Below are 20,056 nucleotides of genomic sequence, written 5' to 3'. Positions count from 1 at the left end.
GCGCGTATGCCGCTGTGCGCGAGGCGCATCCAGCACTGACAGCCCCTTGGTAAGGGGACAGTAAAACTCGTGTACTATCTCGTGTAGTAGGTCGACGTCGGTCTGGCGGGTGGCACTTCGGAGCTCCGGAGGGCGAACGCCGTGACGCCGTCGGCGCTCCACCTCCCCGGCGAGGTGCACACCCCCTGGGCTGCGCGTCATCCGGTGTTGGTAGTGTCACAGAAAACCGCGAGCTTACGTTCGGCCATACCAGCTGATCGCACGCGCGTTGCCCTGTGCCTGCGGGTTAGAGGATCCCCTAGTTGAGGAGAGGCGAATGAGCACCACCGTCCCCGACTCGACGTCGTACTATCCCGCTGCCCCGACCGGTCTCGTCCGGCCCGGGATCATCGCGGCGGTTGCGACCGTCGTGGTGGGTGTGCTCGCCGTCGTTCTGGGCCACCCCTGGTTCGCCGTGTTCTTCCTCGCCGGTGTCGTGCTGGTGTTCGTCAACACCAAGCTGGTCATCCGCGCGGTCGACAACGTGGCGACCGCAGAGAACCCCCGTAAAAAACTGCTCGCTCTCAATTCGGCATACCGCCTCGGGGCTATCACGCTCCTCGCATTGGTGGCGGCCTTCCTGGTCCGGCCCGACGGGCTGGGCGCGATGTTCGGACTCGCCATCGGCCAGGTCATCCTGGTGCTGAGCACGGTGATTCCGGTGATGAAAGGACTTCGTAAGCAGCTATGACCGTCTTGTCTTACCTGGCCGAGTCGGCAGAGGAGTCGTCAGAGTCGGCGATCGAGGTCGGCCACCACATCGAGGTCGAGTGGTTCGGGATGACCGTCAACCTCGACACGGTCATCGGCAGTGCCGTTGCGGCGGTCATCGTCATCGCCCTCGCTTTCTTCGTGCGCTTCAAGATGACCTCGAACAAGCCGAACTCTGTTCAGCTGTACTTCGAGGTCATCACTGTCCAGATGCGCAACCAGATCGAGAGCGCGATCGGCATGAAGATCGCGGGCTTCGTCCTGCCGCTGGCCGTCACGCTGTTCACCTACATCCTGGTCGCCAACTGGCTGTCGATCATCCCGTCGCAGTACGGGACCGAGCACGGCACCAGTGAATGGCTCAAGCCGCCGGCCAGCGATGCGAACTTCGTCTACGCGCTCGCACTCTTCGTCTTCGTCTGGTACCACGCGGCAGGCGTCAAGCGACGCGGTCTCATCGGTCACCCGGTGAAGCTGGTGAAGGGACACTCGGTCGCCATCGCCCCGGTGAACATCATCGAGGAGATCGCCAAGCCCGTCTCGCTCTCCCTCCGTCTTTTCGGCAACATGTTCGCCGGCGGCATCATGGTTGCGCTCATCGCGCTGATGCCCGCCTACATCATGTGGGCGCCGAATGCACTCTGGAAGTCCTTCGACCTGTTCGTCGGCCTGATCCAGGCGTTCATCTTCTCGCTGCTGACGGTCCTGTACTTCAGTCAGGCCATGGAGCTGGACGAAGACCACCACTAGTACGAACCCGGCCGGTGTCTGCCGCGCCGGGAGCAAAGACCTGACACGTGCAGTGTCAGTTTCACCCGAAAGGAAAGTTCTCAATGGATCCCAATCTGATTGGTCTGGGTGCGTTGATCGGTGGCGGCCTCATCATGGGTGGCGGCGCGATCGGTGCCGGTATCGGTGACGGCCTCGCCGGCGCTCAGTTGATCGCGGGCATCGCACGTCAGCCCGAGGCACAGGGCCGCCTGTTCACCCCGTTCTTCATCACTGTGGGTCTGGTCGAGGCTGCGTACTTCATCAACCTGGCGTTCATGGCGCTCTTCGTCTTCGCCACCCCGATCACCGGCCAGTCTTAATCCCGGTCGCTGACCGGGTCCCAAGGATCAAGGGAACATCCGCACAATGAATCTCGCCGCAGGAAACTTCCTCATCCCCAATGGCACGTTCTTCGTGTGCCTGGCCATCTTCGTCATCGTCTTCCTCGTGATTCGGACGATGGTCGTGCCGCCGATCCTCAAGGTGCTCGAGGACCGTGAGGCCCTGGTCGCGAAGACCGCCGAGGACAACCGGGCCGCTGCGGCGAGCTACGAGGATGCCGACACCGGATACCGGGCCGCTCTCAAGGAGGCGCGGGCGGACGCCACCGGTATTCGGGATCAGGCACGTGCCGAGGGCAACGAGCAGTTGTCCGAGGCAAGGAAGCGTGCCACGGCAGAAGCCGACGCTGCGATCGCCAAGACCGCCGAGCAGTTGAAGGCGGAAGGAGAGCGGGCCGCGGAGACCGCTCGTCGCGACGTCGACTCGTTGTCGGCCGTGCTCGCGAGCCGTGTGCTCGGTACCAATGTGTCGCCGTCCTCGCAGTCGGCGGCGTACGAGTCGACAGGAACGGTGAAGTAAGTGGACATCGTCATTGGAAACCTGATCGGGCTCGCGATCATCGTCTTCCTCTTCTGGAAGTTCGTGCGACCCGTGCTCTCGAAGGCGGTGACCGCGCAGAAGGAAGCCATCGCTGAGCAGGTCACCGAGAGCGAGGCAGCCAAGGCCCGGGTCGCCGATGCACAGGCCGCTCATGAGCGAGCGCTGGCAGAGGCCAAGGCCGAGGCCGAGGAGCTGCACAAGGGCGCGGTCCGGGACGCCGAGAACATCAAGCAGGATCTCGTCGCCCAGATCGATTCCGAGGTGAAGCGGATCACCGAGCACGGTCGTTCGCAGACCGAGCTCAACCGCGCCTCGCTGGTGCGGTCGCTGCGCAACGATCTCGGTCTGACCGCGATCGACGGGGCGTCCAAGCTCGTCCGGTCCCACCTCGCGGACTCGAAGGCACAGTCGGAGAGCATCGACCGGGTCATCGAGGAACTGGAGTCCATGTCGGCCGGCGGGCCCTCGGACCTGGTCACCCGCCGCGTGGACCTGATCGGCCTGCACTCGATGCGCGCCACGAGCCGGGAGGCCGCTCTCGCCGTCTCGTCGGCGTTCGACTCCTCGGCGTCGTCGCTCGACAGCGACGCCCTGGTGAAGGCCAGCGACGAGCTGACCGAGGTCATCCGCCTGCTCGACACCAACCCGGTGCTGCGCAAGCGACTCACCGAGGACGAGGACAACACCACCGGCCAGGTCAAGCTGGTCGAGAACCTCTTCGGCGGCAAGGTCTCGCCGATCGTGGTCGAGGTCCTGAGTGCCGCGGTGAAACAGCGTTGGTCGTCGTCGGCCGACTTCTCCGCCGCTCTGCGTCGTCAGAACGCACTGATCGTGCTGGCCGCCGCCGAGCGTGACGGAGTCATCGAGCAGACCGAGAACGAACTGTTCTCCGTTGCTCGACTGATCGACCAGAACCCGCAGTTGGCCTCGCTGCTCTCCGACCACAGCCATGATGGTGGAAAGCGCGCGGAGCTGCTGCGCTCGCTGGTGGGGGAGAAGGTCGGGAAACTGTCCTGGATCCTGCTGGCCCACTCCGTCGAACTGCTACAGGGCCAGCCGGCCGATGTGGCTTTCGATCAGCTCGCCGAGCTGGCGGCGGCACGCCGTGGCGAGTCCGTGGCCCACGTGGTCTCGGCAGCCCCGGTGTCGGAGTCCCAGACCACGCGTCTGGCCTCCGTGCTCGGCACCATCTACGGACGCACCATCTCGGTGCAGACCGAGATCGATCCCGACATCCTCGGCGGCCTCCGGATCGCCGTCGGCGACGAGGTGATCGAGGCCGATGTGGCCACACGCCTGGCGAAGGCGGCCGAGAGCCTGCCCAGCTAGACCCTGCCCGACCACATCCAGCGAATACCCCCCAAACACCAGCCGGACTGAGCAAGAAAGACGAGTACCAATGGCGGAGTTGACGATCTCACCAGACGAGATTAAGGGAGCGATCGAGCAGTATGTCTCATCGTTCGATGCCGATGCCTCCCGCGAGGAGGTGGGCATCGTCACCGACACATCGGACGGTATCGCGCACGTCAGCGGACTGCCCGGCGCGATGGCCAACGAGCTGCTGCAGTTCGAGGGCGGCGTGCTCGGCGTGGCCCTGAACCTCGACGAGGACGAGATCGGCGCCGTCATCCTCGGTGACTACGAGTCGCTGGAAGAGGGCCAGCAGGTCAGCCGTACCGGCGACGTGCTCTCGGTCCCCGTCGGCGACAAGTTCCTGGGCCGCGTCGTCGACCCGCTGGGTGCGCCGATCGACGGCCTCGGTGACATCGAGGCCGAGGAGCAGCGCGTCCTCGAGCTCCAGGCCGCCTCGGTGCTCGAGCGCCAGCCGGTCGAGGAGTCCCTCGCCACCGGTATCAAGGCCATCGACGCGATGACCGCCATCGGCCGCGGCCAGCGCCAGCTGGTCATCGGCGACCGCAAGACCGGAAAGACCGCGGTCTGCATCGACGCCATCCTGAACCAGAAGGCCAACTGGGAGACCGGCGACCCGAGCAAGCAGGTTCGCTGCATCTACGTCGCGATCGGTCAGAAGGGCTCGACCATCGCCGGCGTCAAGACCGCTCTCGAAGAGGCCGGCGCGATGGAGTACACCACCATCGTCGCGGCCCCGGCCTCTGACTCGGCCGGCTTCAAGTGGCTGGCTCCGTACACCGGTTCGGCCATCGGCCAGCACTGGATGTACCAGGGCAAGCACGTCCTCATCGTGTTCGACGACCTGACCAAGCAGGCCGAGGCCTACCGCGCCATCTCGCTGCTGCTGCGTCGTCCGCCGGGTCGTGAGGCATACCCCGGTGACGTCTTCTACTTGCACTCGCGTCTGCTGGAGCGTTGCGCCAAGCTCTCCGAGGAGATGGGCGGCGGTTCGATGACCGGTCTGCCGATCATCGAGACCAAGGCCAACGACGTCTCGGCGTTCATCCCGACCAACGTCATCTCGATCACCGACGGTCAGGTCTTCCTCGAGTCGGACCTCTTCAACAAGGGTGTCCGTCCCGCCATCAACGTCGGTACCTCGGTGTCGCGTGTCGGTGGTGCCGCTCAGACCAAGGGCCTGAAGAAGGTCTCGGGTTCGCTGCGTCTGGAGCTCGCACAGTTCCGTGAGCTGGAAGCCTTCTCGGCCTTCGCCTCCGACCTCGACGATGCGTCCAAGGCTCAGCTCGAGCGCGGCGCCCGCTGGGTCGAGATGCTCAAGCAGGACCAGTACAGCCCCTTCTCCGTCGAGGACGAGATCGTCTCGATCTACCTCTGCGGTGAGGGTCACTACGACTCGGTCCCGGTCGACGACGTCCGCAACTTCGAGACGCAGCTGCTCAGCCACCTGCATCACGCAGCCAAGGGTGTCTACGACTCGATCGCCGGCGGCAAGGTGCTGTCCGACGACCAGGCGGAGTCCCTCGTCGCCGAGACCAACAAGTTCAAGAACAGCTACCTCACCCACGACGGCAAGCGCGTGGTCAACGAGGCCGAGGCCGAGGCAATGGATGCCGAGGACGTCGAGAACGAAGAGATCAAGATCCGCAAGTGATCTCAGACGTCAACGGACATTGCGCTAAGGAAGGGGTGAGGGCTCGTGGCCAGCATTCGTGAGCTGCGCTCACGCATCCGGTCGGTCCAGTCGACCAAGAAGATCACCAAGGCTCAGGAACTGATCGCGACCTCGCGCATCACCAAGGCCCAGGGTCGTGTCGCCGCGGCCAAGCCGTACTCGGAAGAGATGACCACGGTCCTCTCCGAGTTGGCGAGTCACGCGGGGACACTGGACAACCCGCTGCTGACCGAGCGTGAAAACCCCAAGCGTGCGGCGATCCTGGTGGTCACCAGCGACCGCGGCATGTGCGGTGGTTACAACGCGAACGTCCTCAAGGCGACGCGGGAACTCATCTCGCTGCTGCGCGACGAGGGCAAAGAAGCCGTCCTGTTCGTGATGGGCCGAAAGGGCGTCGGATTCTTCAACTTCCGCGGCCTCACCGTCGAGGATTCCTGGACCGGCTTCTCCGAGTCGCCGAAGTACTCCGACGCCTCCACCGCGACCGGGTTCCTCGTGGACCTGTTCGTGGCGGGTTCGGGTGTCGAGGTCGAGCGTCCCGGTGGGGACGGCAGCCTCGAGGGTGTCGACGAACTGCACCTGGTGTACACCCGGTTCCAGTCGATGCTGTCGCAGGTGCCGGAGGTTCGTCGCGTGGCGCCTCTGGTCGTCTCGGAGGACACCGATTCCTCCGACGACAAGCCGTCGCGCAACTACACCTTCGAGCCGGGCGCCGAGACCCTTCTCGACGCTCTGCTGCCGAAGTATGTGACCACGCGGGTCTACGCGGCGCTGCTGGATTCGGCCGCGTCGGAGTCTGCGGCTCGCCGTACCGCCATGAAGGCGGCCACCGACAACGCCGAGGAATTGGCCAAGACGCTGTCGCGTGAGGCCAACCAGCTCCGCCAGGCTCAGATCACCCAGGAAATCAGCGAGATCGTCGGCGGTTCGAGCGCCCTGGCGAACTAGCCGGATGCGCCGACCAAGCACGACGACGAGACCCAATACTTCGATCAAGAGGAAGTGACCCAAGCACCATGACCGCAGCAGTAGAAACCCCCTCCGCGCAGTCGGCGGGTTCCGCCGATGGGCGGGTTGTCCGCATCATCGGCCCCGTGGTCGACGTGGAGTTCCCGCGGGGCTCGATCCCCGAACTGTTCAACGCCCTGCACGCCGAGGTCACTCTCTCCTCGGTCGCCAAGACCCTGACCCTCGAGGTCGCTCAGCACCTCGGTGACAACCTGGTGCGCACCATCTCGATGCAGCCCACCGACGGCCTGGTCCGCGGCGCGTCCGTCTCCGACACCGGCAAGTCGATCGTCGTGCCGGTCGGCGACGTCGTGAAGGGCCACGTCTTCAACGCCCTCGGCGACTGCCTCGACAGCCCCGGCCTGGGTCGCGACGGCGAGCAGTGGAGCATCCACCGCAAGCCGCCGGCCTTCGACGAGCTCGAGGGCAAGACCGAGATCCTCGAGACCGGCATCAAGGTCATCGACCTGCTGACCCCGTACGTGAAGGGCGGCAAGATCGGTCTGTTCGGTGGTGCGGGCGTCGGCAAGACCGTCCTCATCCAGGAGATGATCACGCGTATCGCGCGTGAGTTCTCCGGCACCTCGGTGTTCGCCGGCGTCGGTGAGCGCACCCGTGAGGGCACCGACCTCCACCTCGAGATGGAGGAGATGGGCGTTCTCCAGGACACCGCCTTGGTGTTCGGCCAGATGGACGAGCCGCCGGGCACGCGTATGCGCGTGGCTCTGTCGGCGCTGACCATGGCGGAGTACTTCCGCGATGTGAAGCACCAGGACGTGCTGCTGTTCATCGACAACATCTTCCGCTTCACGCAGGCGGGCTCGGAGGTCTCGACCCTCCTCGGCCGTATGCCGTCCGCGGTGGGTTACCAGCCGACCCTGGCCGACGAGATGGGCGAGCTCCAGGAGCGCATCACCTCGACCAAGGGCCGCTCGATCACCTCGCTGCAGGCGATCTACGTCCCCGCCGACGACTACACCGACCCGGCTCCGGCGACCACCTTCGCGCACCTCGATGCGACCACCGAGCTCTCGCGTCCGATCTCGCAGCTGGGTATCTACCCCGCTGTGGACCCGCTGACGTCGACCTCGCGCATCCTCGAGGCCTCGATCGTGGGCGACGAGCACTTCCGCGTCGCCAACGAGGTGAAGCGAATCCTGCAGAAGTACAAGGAGCTGCAGGACATCATCGCCATCCTCGGTATGGACGAGCTCTCCGAAGAGGACAAGGTCACGGTGCAGCGTGCTCGCCGTATCCAGAAGTTCCTCGGCCAGAACTTCCTGGTCGCCGAGAAGTTCACCGGTCAGAAGGGCTCGGTCGTCCCGCTCGCGGACACCATCGAGGCATTCGACCGTGTCGCCAAGGGCGAGTTCGACCACCTGCCCGAGCAGGCGTTCAACAGCTGCGGTGGACTCGACGACGTGGAGGCCGCCGCCGCCAAGATCGCCGGAAAGTAGCGGTAATCCATGGCTGAGAAGTCCTTCCACGTGGAGGTTGTCTCCGCGGATTCGAGCCTGTACTCGGGCGAGGCCACGTTCCTGATCGCGCAGACGACCGTCGGCGAGCTGGGAGTCCTGGCCAATCACGAGCCGCTGCTGGGCCAACTGGTCCCGGGTGGCTACGTGGTGATCGTCGAAGAGAACGGCAATCGCCGCGCGGCGGCGGTCGAGGGCGGATTCCTGTCCGTCACCGGCGAGACCGTCACGGTGCTGGCGGAGTCGGCCGACTGGGCCGACGACGTCGACATCAATGCGGAGAAGACCGCGCTCGAGCGGGCTGAGGCGGATTCGCCGGAGTACCACCGTGCTCACGCGCGTCTGACTGCGGCACAGCAGCTTTCGAAGTAACACCCCGCATTCGCGGCGGTCATCTCGGCCGGTCATCGGATTTCCATCCGGTGGCCGGCCGAGGTCGTTTCGCGTCGGGTGTGGGCGATCTGGCATGCTGTGTTCCACAGCCCCTGTCTCGCAAGTCGTGTCACGGCGTCGGTCCTCCTCGTTGGAAATCCGACGGTCGTCCGGACATACGCGGAGACTGCACGAAGGAGTAGGTGATGTCGCTGCCGGTCGTCTTGCTCAGTGTGCTGCTGGCGGTCGCCGTCATCGTGTGCGTGTTGCTCGCGGTCCGCCTGGCGCAGCTCAGGCGCGTCGGCACCCCCATCCTGTTGCGCACCATCCCGGCGGAGGTCGACCACGGCTGGCGTCACGGGACGGCGCATTACAGCGATGACTCGCTGCGCTACTACCGCCTGGCGTCCCTGCGTCCCGGACCGAACGTCACCCTTGTCCGGCAGGGCATCGAGATCACCGGCCGACGCCGCCCGGAGGGGACGGAGACCGAGATCCTCGAGGGCATGCTGATTCTGCAGGTGAAGCCCTCCGGCAAGAACCCGATCACCGGTAAGGGCAAGGACGGCTACGAGCTCGCGATGGGCCCGGGTGCGGTCACCGCGTTCCAGTCGTGGCTGGAGTCTCGGCAGTCCGCGCGTTCAGAACGGCGCAAGAGCGCCTGATCCCGCCGGTCGGAGCGGGATTTCCCGTTCCGGGCTATCAGTTCTCCGGAGTGGCTGGTCGTGCTCGGTTGCCGCCCGGAACCCACTTCACGTCGCCGAGTGTGCCGTCGGGTGCCCGATTGGCCACCCGCGACAGGATGAACAGCAGGTCGGACAGCCGGTTGAGGTATCTCGCCGGCAGGACGCTCGTGTCGTCGGGGTGGGCGGTCACCGCGGCCCACGCCGAACGCTCCGCGCGGCGGGTCACCGTCCGCGCCTGGTGGAGCAGGGCCGCCAGCGGTGTTCCGCCGGGCAGGATGAACGAGTCCAGGGGCGGTAGGTCGGCGCCGAAGTCGTCACACCAGCCCTCGAGGGCGTCGATGTACTCCTGGGCGATGCGCAGCGGCGGGTATTCGGGGTCGTCGACGATCGGGGTGGACAGGTCGGCACCGGCGTCGAACAGGTCGTTCTGCACCGTGGCCAGCACGGCGGCGATGTCCTCGGGTACGTCGCCGCCGAGGGCCAGTGCCATGCCGATCGCGGCGTTGGCCTCGTCGCAGTCGGCGTAGGCGACCACGCGCGGATCGGTCTTGGGGACGCGCGAGAAGTCACTCAGACCGGTCGAACCGTCGTCGCCGGTGCGGGTGTAGATCCTCGTCAGATGAACGGCCATGCGTTGAATGTACTGCGTGCGATGAGCGCCGGGGGGCGGCGGATAAGGTGGCAGGCGTGAGCGATCGGTTTCTGGTGTCGGGCGGGGCACGTTTGTCCGGTGAGGTGTCTGTCGGTGGCGCCAAGAACAGCGTGCTGAAGCTGATGGCGGCAGCGTTGCTGGCCGAGGGCACGACGGTGCTGACCAACGCGCCGGAGATCGCAGACGTCCCGCTGATGGCCGATGTCGTACGTGGTCTGGGTGCCGTCGTGGAGATGGACGGCGACACCGTGACGATCACGGCCCCCGCCGAACCGAAGTTCCATGCGGACTTCGCCGCCGTCCGTCAGTTCCGCGCCTCGGTGTGTGTTCTCGGACCGCTGATGGCCCGGTGTCATCGAGCGGTGGTGGCGTTGCCGGGTGGTGACGCGATCGGTTCGCGACCCCTGGACATGCATCAGGCGGGCCTGCGTGCTCTCGGAGCGACGAGCTCGATCGAGCACGGCTGCGTGGTGGCCGAAGCCGACGCCCTCGTCGGTGCTCCCATCGCGCTCGAGTTCCCCTCCGTCGGGGCCACCGAGAACATCCTGATGGCTGCCGTCCTGGCCGAGGGCCAGACGACGATCGACAACGCGGCCCGCGAACCGGAGATCGTCGACCTCTGCGTGATGCTGCAGCAGATGGGTGCCCAGATCGAGGGCGCCGGCACGTCGACGCTGACGGTGAACGGCGTCGACCGGCTGCATCCGACGACCCACCGGGTGGTGGGGGACCGCATCGTCGGTGCGACCTGGGGTATCGCTGCCGCGATGACGCGCGGTGACGTCACGGTTCGCGGTGTGCAGCCCGAACACCTGCAGCTGGTCCTCAACAAGCTGGTCGACACCGGTGCCCGCGTGGACACCTTCAGCGACGGCTTCCGGGTGCGCCACGACAGCCGGCCGGTCGCGGTGAACGTCTCGACGCTGCCGTTCCCCGGTTTCCCGACCGATCTGCAGCCGATGGCGATCGGACTCGCCGCCATCTCCGAGGGCATGTCCGTCATCACCGAGAACGTCTTCGAGGCCCGTTTCCGCTTCGTCGAGGAGATGGTGCGCCTGGGCGCGGACGCCCGCACCGACGGCCACCACGCCGTCATCCGCGGTATCGAGCGACTCTCGAGCGCACCGGTCTGGTGTTCGGACATCCGTGCCGGCGCCGGCCTCGTGCTCGCCGGCCTCGTCGCCGACGGCGTCACCGAGGTGCACGACGTCGAACACATCGATCGCGGCTACCCGCATTTCGTCGAGATCCTCCGCAGCCTCGGCGGCGAGATCGAGCGCGTCACCGACTGACATGTCGGCCCCACCTGTCCGATCGGACAGGTGGTACCCCCGTCCTGATGGACCGACCCTGCCCGCCGAGGGTCAGGACCCCTTGTGGGCGTTGTGATCTGAGCGACATTCTCGTTGTGACAGACCCAACCGTCACAAGGAGTTCACCCCATGGCCATTGAGCTGAACCAGATCTGGGATTTCCCGATCAAGGAGTTCCACCCGTTCCCGAAGGCGAAGCTGGGTGTCGGTGCGCACGACATGCTCGGTGTCGAGGCCAAGGAACTGGGCATCACGCGTGCCCTGCTGATGACCACCGGCCTCCGCGGTTCGGGCATCATCGAGGAATTGATCGGCAAGATCGAGTACCAGGGCGTCGACGTGGTGCTCTACGACCAGGTGGAGTCCAATCCCAAGGACTACAACGTCATGGATGCCGCGGCGCTGTACCAGTCGGAGAAGTGCGACGGCATCATCTCGGTGGGCGGCGGGTCGAGCCACGACGCCGCCAAGGGCGCCCGGATGGTGATCGCCCACGACGGCCGCAACATCAACGAGTTCGAGGGCTTCTCCAAGGCCACCAACAAGGAGAACCCGAAGCACATCGCGGTCTCCACCACCGCGGGCACCGGCTCGGAGACCTCCTGGGCCTACGTCATCACCGACACCTCGGACATGAACAATCCGCACAAGTGGGTGGCGTTCGACGACACCTGTCTTGTGGACCTCGCGATGGACGATCCGCTGCTCTACTACTCGTGCCCCGAGCACTTCACCGCCTTCTGCGGCTTCGACGTGCTCGCCCACGCCAGCGAGCCGTACGTCTCGCGCCTGGACTTCGCCCCGTCGCTCGGCAACGCCAAGTACTCGATCGAGCTCATCCGCGATCACCTCCGCACCGCGGTCTACGACCCGCGTAACCTCGCGGCCCGTACCGGCATGATGTACGCCCAGTACATCTCCGCGCAGGCATTCAACTCGGGTGGTCTCGGGCTGGTGCACAGCCTGTCCCATGCGGTGAGCGCCTTCTACGACAGCCACCACGGACTCAACAACGCCATCGCGCTGCCGCGCGTGTGGGAGTACAACCTGCCGTCCCGCTTCGAGCGCTACGCGGAGATCGCCGCGTTGCTCGGCGTCGACACCTCCACGATGACCACCGTCCAGGCCGCCGACGCCGCGGTCGAGGAGGCCATCCGCCTCTCGAAGGACCTCGGCATCCCGGACAACTTCGGACAGCTGTCGACCAACAGCTACGAGAAGAACCGGATGAACACCGGTAAGTACGAGGGGCGCGGCGAGAGCATCGACACCTCCGAGAAGCAGATCCGCGCCATCGCCGAGCACATGATGGGCGACTGGTGCACCCCGGGCAACCCCCGGGAGAGCACCGTGGAATCGCTGATCCCCACGGTGACGCACGCCTTCACCGGCAGCTACTGATCACCCGGCCGGAACCCCGTGCCCGGGAGGGGAATCCCTCGCGGACGCGCGGGTTCCGCCCCAGTCCACCGCCCCGTCGACGGAAGGTCTGACGATCCGATGACGCACACCTCCACCGCCCTCGCCCGCCTCACGGATGCCGACGAGACCGCCCGCTTCGCCTCCGCAGAGGAACTGACCGCTGCGCTCGGGGAGCAGGGATACCTCATCGGACCGGAACTGGCGATCGTCGTGCACCTCGCCACGCTGCTGGACCGGCCGCTGCTTCTCGAGGGGCCGGCGGGTGTCGGCAAGACCGAACTGGCCAAGGCGCTGGCCGCGGCGTCGGGGCGTGAGCTCATCCGCCTGCAGTGTTACGAGGGGCTCGACGACTCGCGTGCCCTCTACGAGTGGGACTACGCCCGCCAACTGCTCCACGTGCAGATGCTGCGAGACCGCATCAGTATCGAATTGGCCTCGGAGGCAAGTCTTTCGGAGGCATCGGCGGCCCTGGCGCGTACCGAGGTGGGCGTGTACACCGAGGACTTCCTGGTGGCCCGGCCGCTGCTGGCCGCGATCACTTCGACCACCCCCACCGTGCTCCTCGTCGACGAGATCGACCGTACGGACGAGGCGATGGAGGCGGTCATGCTCGAGGTGCTCGCCGAACGCCAGGTGTCGGTACCCGAACTCGGGACGTTCACCGCACGGTCGTCGCCGTGGGTGATCCTGACCTCCAACGACACCCGTGAGCTCTCGCCGGCCCTCAAGCGCAGGTGCCTGCACTTCCAGGTCGGCTACCCCGACCCGGACACCGAGCGCGCCATCGTCGCGGTGCGGGCTCCCGACATCGAGGACGAGGTCATCGGCGAGGTCGTCGACCTCGCCCGGCGACTCCGCGATCTGCCGCTGCGCAAGAGTCCCTCGATCGCGGAGGTCATCGACGCTGCTCGTGCGGCGTCGTATCTCAGGACCACCGAACCGGCACGGAACGCCCGTCCCGGATCCGGTCCGGCCGACGCCGCGTTGCTCTCCGTGCTGGTCAAGTTCGGCACCGACCTCGACCTCGCCCGTCATGCGCTGTCGACGCCCCCCGCAGACACCGCCGCCGCGGAGGTCGGTGTCGACGGGTCGACGCCGTCAGGGTCGGTCACGGCCCGGGCGTTCGGGGCCGGGCGGGCCCGCAGTGCCGGGGTACGCGCGGGCCGATGACCGTGCGCACGCCGCCGACGGGGGCCGTCCGCGACGAGATCCTCGACCTGGTCGCGGTTCTGTTCGGGCAGGTCCTGCGCGGTGCAGGGATCGCCGCGTCGCCCGCGGAGGTGATCGAGGTGCGGCGGACACTGGCGATCGTCGGGGCCGCCGACCTCGCGGTGCTGCGGGCCGCGCTGCGCAGTGTCTCCGTCAAATACGGTTACGAGACAGCAGGTTTCGAGCACGCCTTCGACGTCTTCTTCCTGGGTGCCGACACGGGGCCCGACCGCGAGGAGGACCTGCCCCGCCCGCGGGGTGCCGCCGCGGACCTGCCCGACGACGTCGTCTGGGACGACGAGTTCGACGGGGCGGCCCGCCGAATCGGCGCCGACGAGCACACCGACGAGATCGGCGATCTGATGGCACCCAACCCCGATGCCGGCGAGCGACACGGGGAGAGCGCCCATCGCGAAGAGAACGACTTCACCGTGTCGGCCGGCGCCGAACAGCTCGGCGTCGACCCGGACAGCGGATCGGTCAGCGGCGGAGTGACGTACACGGTCGAGATCGACTCCGCCGATTCGGCGTCGGTCGGCGAGCTGACCGGCGCCGCCGCCCGGGTGGAGAGCACACCCCTGGGGGTGACCGGCGCCGCCGCGATCCTGGCGGCTCTCGACGCCTACGACCCCCGGGGAGCGTACGGAACGGAGGGGAACGCCGACCTCGACGACGCGCGTCGCATCGAGCTCGAACGTGCCCTGGCCGCGTTCGTCGACGTGTTCACCGCGCGCCTCGAGGCGGCCGGGCTCACCGAGGGCGACGCACCCGGTCGATCGGCCCCGGTGCGGACCGAACAAGCCGACATCGACCGTGCCTGCCACCGGCTCGTCCAGCGCATGCGCGGAGCACCGCGACGGGTGATCGGCCGCGGAGATCGCGGGACCCTCGACATCCGCGCCACGATGCGCGCGGCGGTCGCCACCGACGGGGTGCCGGCCGAACTGTGGCGTCGACGTCCGCGGCCCGGCCCCGTGCGGTTGCTGGTCCTGGTCGACGTCTCGTTGTCGGTCCGGCCGGTCACCGGGTTCATCCTGCGGCTCGCGCAGACGCTGCACCGTTTCGGCGACCGGTGCGAGGTCGTCGCCTTCGTCGACCGGCCGGTGCGCGTCACCGCCGCGCTCCGGGCGGCGTCCGCCGACGCCGCGCTGGCCGCTGTGCTCGCCGCCGACGGCCTCGACCTGGCCGCGACGAGCGACTACGGACGGATGTTCGCCGGACTACTCGGCGAGTTCGGCGACCTCGTCACTCCGCGTACCTCGGTGCTCGTCGTCGGCGACGCGCGCAGCAACGGATTCGACGCACGCACCGACCTGGTCGCCGAGATCGGCCGGCGCGCACACCGCCTCGCCTGGGTGACCCCCGAACCGTCGCGCTACTGGTCGCAGACGGGGTGCGCGATGGCCGACTACGCCGAACACTGCAGCGGTGTCGTCAGCGTCCGGGACGGGGCCGAGATGCTTGCGCGCTGTGATGAACTGGGTGCAGCGCTCAGGTGAGGTGGGTAGCGTCGAAAATGCCGGTGGCGCACGACGACATCATCGGCCCGCGGTGATCGGAGGTCAACGGATGCAGGGTGGCACGCGCCGACGCAGCCCCGGTCATGTCGCCAAGTTCCACGCCCCCGAGATCGTGCTCGGCCCGGGCGCATTCGGCGAGGTGCCGCTCGCCACGTCGGGCCTCGGGATGCGCCGCCCGCTGGTGGTGAGCGATCGCGGTCTCGAGGGCACCCGCTGGTACGCGCAGCTGATGTCGGGTCTGGCCGCGGCGGGGCTGGACGCCACCTCGTTCGTGGACGTGTCGCCCAACCCGCGTGCCGGCGAGGTCACCGCGGCGTTCCTGGCCTACAAGGCGCACGATGCGGACGGGCTCGTGGCGCTCGGCGGGGGATCGGTCATCGACGCGGCGAAGGGGGTCGCGGTGCTCGCCGCCAACGGCGGTCACATCCTGGAATACGAGGGAATCGATCGTGCCCGCCGGCCGTTGCCGCCGCTCGTCGCCGTGCCGACCACCGCCGGGAGCGGTGCCGACGTCTCGCAGTTCTGCATCATCAACGACGGCCAGCGCCGCACCAAGGTCACCATCATCGGCCGGTCGCTGGTGCCGGACCTGTCGGTGAGCGATCCGGAACTGCTCACCACGGTGCCGGCCGAGGTCACCGCACAGGTCGGGATGGACGTGCTGACCCACTGCGTCGAGGCCTACGTCTCGCTCGCGCACGGCCGGATGACGGATTCGCTTGCACTGGAATCGATCAGCGGTGTCTGGACGCATCTCGAGCGACTGGTCGACGACCCGCTCGACAAGGTCGCGGCGGAGGAGATGTCGCTGGCGTCGCTGCGGGCCGGGATGGCGTTCACCAACGCGATCCTCGGCGCGACCCATGCGATGAGCCACCCGGTCGGCGGGCATTGCGACGCCCCCCACGGTGCGATCAACGCGGTGCTGCTGCCGCATGTCATCCGCTACAACGCGGAGGTGTGCGCCGACGGATTCGTCGACCTCGCCGGGGCGATCGGCCTGTCCACCGACGGGAATGCGCGCATGGTCGCCGACCGTCTGGCCGATGCCGTGGCGGGCCTGGGTGCACGGGTCGGGATGCCGGAGTCCCTGGAGCCGTTGGGCGTTCGCCTCGGCGATCTCGATCGTCTCACCACGCACGCTCTCGCGGACTCGTGCATGACCACGAATCCGCGCCGTCCGCAGGCGGCGGGGATTCGTGACCTGTACGCGGCGGCACTGTGATGGTCGGCGCCGCGCGGGGGCCCGACCCCGAACGGGAGCCCGACCGGTCCGATCTCGACAGCCTCGTCGGTCTGCGCAGCGTCAAGGGCAGTCATTACGCGCAGTACCGCGGGGTAGAGGCCCGGCTGAGCCGGGTGGTCGGCGCTCTCGAACGGATCTCGCGGGCGCTGGTCCGCACCGCCGAAGGGCCCGAGGCGCTGGTCATCTCGGTGGTCGAGGCCGCGCGTGACCATCTGGGTGCGGAGTGGGTGGTGTTCGGGCTCGCCGACGGACGCCTGGAGCGATCCGCCCCGCGTCACCTGATCAGCTCCGGCAGCGGCAGGTTGTACGCCTTCGAGGGGTCGTCGACCGCCTCTCCGCCCGACGGGCTGCCCGACCAGGTGCTGAACCGGCTCAACGACATCCTGCGCGGCCACGAGCCGCTGTTGCACCGCCCGATCCTGTCCACCGACCACGTCCATGTCCCGGTCGAACTCGACGGCAGCGTCGTCGGCGGCCTGTCGGCGTGGACCCCGTCCGAGCGCGTCGTCGACCCGACGGACGTCGTGGTCCTGCGGATCCTGGCCAGCCAGGCGATCGTCGCCCTGCTCAACGCCGAGCTGTTCTCCGAAACACATCGGCACGCCGCGGAATTGGCCGAACGAAACGATGAGCTCGAGCGTGCCCAGCGTGAGTTGTCCGCCGCGATGCGCACCACCGTCCTCAACGAGGAGCGGTCGCGGATCGCGCGCGAGTTGCACGATTCGGTCACCCAGTCGGTGCTCTCGGCGGGCGTGCAGATCGAGCTGTGTCGCGACCTCGTCGACGGTGCGGCACTCGAACGGCTGCAGATGGCCGGCCGTCTCACGAAAGAAGCGGTCGAGCAGCTGCGGGCGTTCATCTACACGCTCAACAACGCCGCGAGCGTCCCGTCGCCGAGTGTCCGGGAGGTCTTGACCGAATTGTGCTCCCTACACATGCCGCCCGACCTGACCACCGCGGTCCGCATCCGGGGACGCTCCCGCGACCTGACCGGCGACGTCCAGCACGCGCTGCTCCGGATCGCGGGGGAAGCACTGTTCAACGCCGCGATCCATGCGCGGGCCGACGAGGTCACGGTGACCCTCACCTATGCGCCGGAGCAGGTGTCGCTGTCGGTCGACGACGACGGGGTCGGCGACCCCGAACATCTGCGGCGCGTCCTGCGGACCGCGTCGCTCGGCGACCTCGCCGCCGGCCGCCACCGCGGCCTGGCGAACATGGCCTCGCGGGCCGCCGAGCTCGACGGCGAGATCCGAATCCGCCGGTCACGGGCGGGTGGCATCCGAGTGACCGCGACCCTGCCGACGGGTGCGGGATCGCCATCCGCGTCCGATTCCGGAGCCACGACCAGGGAGTTGCCGTGAGCACCGACAAGACGAGCACCGGTAAGCAGGCCAGGCCCATCCGCACACTGCTGGTCGACGACCACGCCCTGCTCCGGGAGGGGATGCGCTCGCTCCTCGAACGCGAGGACGTCGTCGAGGTGGTCGGCGAAGCCGACTCGCACGACGCCGCGCTCGCGGAGGTCAATGCGTGCCGACCGGATGTGGTGGTCGTCGATCTCAAACTGTCCGCGGGTACCGAATACGAGGGACTGCGCGTGATCAAGGACATCGCACAGCGTCACCCGGAGGTCGCGGCGCTGGTGCTCACCACATTCCTCGACGACGACCTGGTGGTGCGGGCTGTTCGCGCCGGCGCGCGGGGATACGTCGTCAAGGATGTCGACACCACCGAACTGGTGCGCGCGATCCAGGCCGTCTCGACGGGTGGCAGTGCCTTCGATCCGCGCAGCGCGGCGGTGGTGTTGCGGACCGTCTCCGGGGAGGCCGAGACCACCGAAACCCTCAGCGACCGAGAACGTGAGGTCTTGCGACTGCTCGCCGATGGCATGTCCAACAAGCGGATCGGGGAAACGCTGTACATCTCCGAGTCGACGGTGAAGTTCCACATCCGCAACATCATCCGCAAGCTCGGGGTCACCAAGCGCACCGATGCGGTCTACACGGCGAGCAAACGGGGGCTCATCTGACCGGCGGGTCCGAGGGGGTGAGGACCAGCCAGCCGCCGTGGTCGACGAACACCTCGGCCCCGGAGTGGGCGACGCTGTTCGCCCAGCTGTGCAGATCTTTCTCGGTCAGCCGGAGACGGTGACCGAAGTGGGGGCTGGGCTCCTCTTCGAAGGGCACCGCGACGACCACCCGGCGCCTCGCCACCCGCAGCGCCTCGGACAGCGCTGCCTCCACACCGCGGGCGTCGAGATGCTCGAGCAGGTGGATGAGCGAGACCATGTCCACGGAATCGTCGTCAAAGGGGAGCGCGGTCGCGTCGCCGACCACGGCGTCGACGGGTACACCGAGTCGCCGCGACGCGCACGCGAGCAGCGACACCGCGCCCGGTGAGATGTCGCAGGCCGACACGTCGTACCCGTCCATCGCGCAGGCCAGCGCGAAGAATCCGAAGCAGGAGCCCACCTCGAGGATCGACGAACCGGTGGCGAGTGAGCGTGCGCGCCGGTGCACGGGAGCGAAGGCCGAAGCCCCGCAACGAAGTTCGCGGATCGAGTTGTCGTAGAACGCCGACCACGCGTCCGCCGAGGTGGCTGCGGAGGTCCGGATGATGCCCACCGCCGCGGATTCGAAGTTCTCCTGACCCGACAACACGCCGGCCTCCACCAGCGAGACCAGCCCGTCGACGACCACCGAGTCGGAGATCGTCTCCTCGTCGAAGGGATGAGCGATCTGGAGGACGCCGGCCACTCGACGCCACGACAGGAGCCCGCAGCGGGCGAACCCCCTGGGGACGAGCCCGGATCGGAGTACCCGAGGCACACGCCCGCGTACGGGTGATGGGTCGAGAAGCGCAGCCGGGAAGGTCGTCGACTGATCGATGGTCGTCATGGACCGACCGTAGAAACATCCTGACCTGCGCATAACTGTCCGAGCGGGGGTGAGTACCTGTCCGAACGGACGGTTTGCGGCGCACGTCACAGTGACCGGCCCGGCGAGAATCTGCACGCGACAGAGCGTTTCGGTGTCGCCCGGCAACCCGTGACCTGCGGCGATGTCCGACTCGGGGAAGCGTGACCAGGCGATTTGACCCTGACGATTCGGTTGCGTAACTTTCTTCAAGTCAGCGCGCCACGGCGCCGCCCCGGAAGACCTGAGAGGGTCCGGCCGGGGAGTGGAGACCGGGCTTTGCGCAGACCGCCCCCGAACTTCGAGTTCGAGACTTCGTGTCTTGGACGAGGTGTGCGGGGTTGCCAGATCCCCTGAGTTCGAAAAACTTCGGATTTGCGGACTGAGGATCGGGTCTGGTAGGATGGAAGAGTTGCCCCGGAGACGGGGTTGACGCGGAAAGTCAGGACAAAGTCTGCTGGTGAAAGCCCTTGTGGGGGTGAGTATCTGGTGGGTGTGTGTTCTTTGAGAACTCGATAGTGTGATGATGAATTGTCTGATGCCATTTTGGCATCGTGCATTCTTTATGGATGTAGATGTTTATTGTGTGTGGCGCTCGGCCCCGTCTGGGTGTCACATGTTTTTGCTAGTTTTGGATTGGTCAGGTTTTGCTTTCCTGATTGTGTTGAAACGCTGACACTTTTTGGGTGTTGGTTTTGTTTCGCTATTTTTTCATGGAGAGTTTGATCCTGGCTCAGGACGAACGCTGGCGGCGTGCTTAACACATGCAAGTCGAACGGAAAG

At 67.1% G+C, this 20,056-nt stretch carries 19 protein-coding genes, 1 rRNA gene and 1 pseudogene; 19 read left to right on the top strand and 2 right to left on the bottom strand.

From position 1 onward, the window contains the following. Positions 1 to 316: 316 nt before the first annotated feature. The 10 genes from BPODLACK_RS13345 to BPODLACK_RS13300 all read left to right on the top strand — a co-directional run bounded on the left by BPODLACK_RS13345 (position 317) and on the right by BPODLACK_RS13300 (position 8,972). Positions 317 to 730, top strand: coding sequence for a hypothetical protein (locus BPODLACK_RS13345; RefSeq protein WP_024497340.1), 414 nt, complete (start codon positions 317 to 319; stop codon positions 728 to 730). Continuing rightward, positions 727 to 1,500 (top strand): F0F1 ATP synthase subunit A, encoded by a 774-nt coding sequence (gene atpB, locus BPODLACK_RS13340; RefSeq protein WP_024497341.1) that lies wholly within the window; start codon positions 727 to 729, stop codon positions 1,498 to 1,500. The genes BPODLACK_RS13345 and atpB overlap by 4 nt, the downstream gene beginning before the upstream one ends. Positions 1,501 to 1,583: 83 nt before the next feature. Then, positions 1,584 to 1,841, top strand: a complete 258-nt coding sequence (locus tag BPODLACK_RS13335) for a F0F1 ATP synthase subunit C (protein WP_006437293.1) — start codon at positions 1,584 to 1,586, stop codon at positions 1,839 to 1,841. Between the two features lie 46 nt (positions 1,842 to 1,887). Continuing rightward, on the top strand, positions 1,888 to 2,382 hold the full coding sequence (locus BPODLACK_RS13330) for a F0F1 ATP synthase subunit B (RefSeq protein WP_024497342.1): 495 nt from the start codon (positions 1,888 to 1,890) through the stop codon (positions 2,380 to 2,382). Continuing rightward, the gene (locus BPODLACK_RS13325) at positions 2,383 to 3,732 is read left to right on the top strand and encodes a F0F1 ATP synthase subunit B/delta (protein WP_024497343.1); all 1,350 of its coding nucleotides are present in this window, start codon (positions 2,383 to 2,385) and stop codon (positions 3,730 to 3,732) included. It begins immediately after the preceding gene. 70 nt (positions 3,733 to 3,802) lie between these two features. Then, a complete protein-coding gene (atpA, locus tag BPODLACK_RS13320; protein WP_006437296.1) occupies positions 3,803 to 5,431 on the top strand; it encodes a F0F1 ATP synthase subunit alpha in 1,629 nt (542 codons plus the stop codon). A gap of 45 nt (positions 5,432 to 5,476) precedes the next feature. Further along, on the top strand, positions 5,477 to 6,400 hold the full coding sequence (locus BPODLACK_RS13315) for a F0F1 ATP synthase subunit gamma (RefSeq protein ID WP_006437297.1): 924 nt from the start codon (positions 5,477 to 5,479) through the stop codon (positions 6,398 to 6,400). 68 nt (positions 6,401 to 6,468) lie between these two features. Beyond that, positions 6,469 to 7,917 carry a F0F1 ATP synthase subunit beta gene (gene atpD, locus BPODLACK_RS13310; protein WP_006437298.1) on the top strand — a complete coding sequence of 483 codons (1,449 nt, stop codon included), beginning with the start codon at positions 6,469 to 6,471 and terminating at the stop codon, positions 7,915 to 7,917. Positions 7,918 to 7,926: 9 nt separating this feature from the next. Continuing rightward, positions 7,927 to 8,307, top strand: coding sequence for a F0F1 ATP synthase subunit epsilon (locus BPODLACK_RS13305; protein WP_024497344.1), 381 nt, complete (start codon positions 7,927 to 7,929; stop codon positions 8,305 to 8,307). A 206-nt stretch (positions 8,308 to 8,513) separates the two neighbouring features. Beyond that, a complete protein-coding gene (locus BPODLACK_RS13300) occupies positions 8,514 to 8,972 on the top strand; it encodes a DUF2550 domain-containing protein (RefSeq protein WP_024497345.1) in 459 nt (152 codons plus the stop codon). Positions 8,973 to 9,009: 37 nt separating this feature from the next. Here BPODLACK_RS13300 and BPODLACK_RS13295 read toward each other — a convergent pair whose 3' ends face one another. Continuing rightward, complete coding sequence (locus tag BPODLACK_RS13295; RefSeq protein WP_024497346.1) at positions 9,010 to 9,624, bottom strand: cob(I)yrinic acid a,c-diamide adenosyltransferase; 615 nt, start codon at positions 9,622 to 9,624, stop codon at positions 9,010 to 9,012. Between the two features lie 56 nt (positions 9,625 to 9,680). Here BPODLACK_RS13295 and murA point away from each other — a divergent pair, with 56 nt between their 5' ends. The 8 genes and pseudogenes from murA to BPODLACK_RS13260 all read left to right on the top strand — a co-directional run bounded on the left by murA (position 9,681) and on the right by BPODLACK_RS13260 (position 18,387). After that, positions 9,681 to 10,937, top strand: coding sequence for a UDP-N-acetylglucosamine 1-carboxyvinyltransferase (murA, locus tag BPODLACK_RS13290; protein ID WP_006437302.1), 1,257 nt, complete (start codon positions 9,681 to 9,683; stop codon positions 10,935 to 10,937). Positions 10,938 to 11,087: 150 nt separating this feature from the next. Beyond that, positions 11,088 to 12,359 (top strand): NDMA-dependent methanol dehydrogenase, encoded by a 1,272-nt coding sequence (mdo, locus tag BPODLACK_RS13285; protein ID WP_159405453.1) that lies wholly within the window; start codon positions 11,088 to 11,090, stop codon positions 12,357 to 12,359. A 99-nt stretch (positions 12,360 to 12,458) separates the two neighbouring features. Next, entirely contained in the window at positions 12,459 to 13,550 is a 1,092-nt protein-coding gene (locus BPODLACK_RS13280) for a MadB family AAA-type ATPase (RefSeq protein WP_024497348.1), read from the top strand. Beyond that, complete coding sequence (madC, locus tag BPODLACK_RS13275) at positions 13,547 to 15,088, top strand: MadC family VWA domain-containing protein (RefSeq protein WP_159405452.1); 1,542 nt, start codon at positions 13,547 to 13,549, stop codon at positions 15,086 to 15,088. The genes BPODLACK_RS13280 and madC overlap by 4 nt, the downstream gene beginning before the upstream one ends. Positions 15,089 to 15,254: 166 nt before the next feature. Beyond that, a pseudogene (locus BPODLACK_RS23920) lies at positions 15,255 to 15,656 on the top strand (iron-containing alcohol dehydrogenase); the annotation flags it as partial. A 33-nt stretch (positions 15,657 to 15,689) separates the two neighbouring features. Further along, on the top strand, positions 15,690 to 16,334 hold the full coding sequence (locus BPODLACK_RS23915; RefSeq protein WP_442903273.1) for a hypothetical protein: 645 nt from the start codon (positions 15,690 to 15,692) through the stop codon (positions 16,332 to 16,334). Next, positions 16,334 to 17,719, top strand: coding sequence for a MadS family sensor histidine kinase (locus BPODLACK_RS13265; RefSeq protein WP_024497351.1), 1,386 nt, complete (start codon positions 16,334 to 16,336; stop codon positions 17,717 to 17,719). Before BPODLACK_RS23915 ends, BPODLACK_RS13265 begins: the two co-directional genes overlap by 1 nt. Beyond that, a complete protein-coding gene (locus tag BPODLACK_RS13260) occupies positions 17,716 to 18,387 on the top strand; it encodes a MadR family response regulator transcription factor (protein WP_024497352.1) in 672 nt (223 codons plus the stop codon). The genes BPODLACK_RS13265 and BPODLACK_RS13260 overlap by 4 nt, the downstream gene beginning before the upstream one ends. On the opposite strand, the gene mftM is transcribed toward BPODLACK_RS13260, so the two are convergent. After that, positions 18,380 to 19,255, bottom strand: coding sequence for a mycofactocin oligosaccharide methyltransferase MftM (gene mftM, locus BPODLACK_RS13255; protein WP_024497353.1), 876 nt, complete (start codon positions 19,253 to 19,255; stop codon positions 18,380 to 18,382). The two genes, BPODLACK_RS13260 and mftM, sit on opposite strands and share 8 nt — an antisense overlap. A gap of 728 nt (positions 19,256 to 19,983) precedes the next feature. Here mftM and BPODLACK_RS13250 point away from each other — a divergent pair. Further along, positions 19,984 to 20,056, top strand: a 16S ribosomal RNA gene (locus BPODLACK_RS13250); the annotation flags it as partial.

Source organism: Gordonia sp. YY1, from assembly GCF_009872315.1.
GTDB lineage: Bacteria > Actinomycetota > Actinomycetes > Mycobacteriales > Mycobacteriaceae > Gordonia > Gordonia amicalis.
This window is presented reverse-complemented; position numbering and strand designations above follow the sequence as displayed.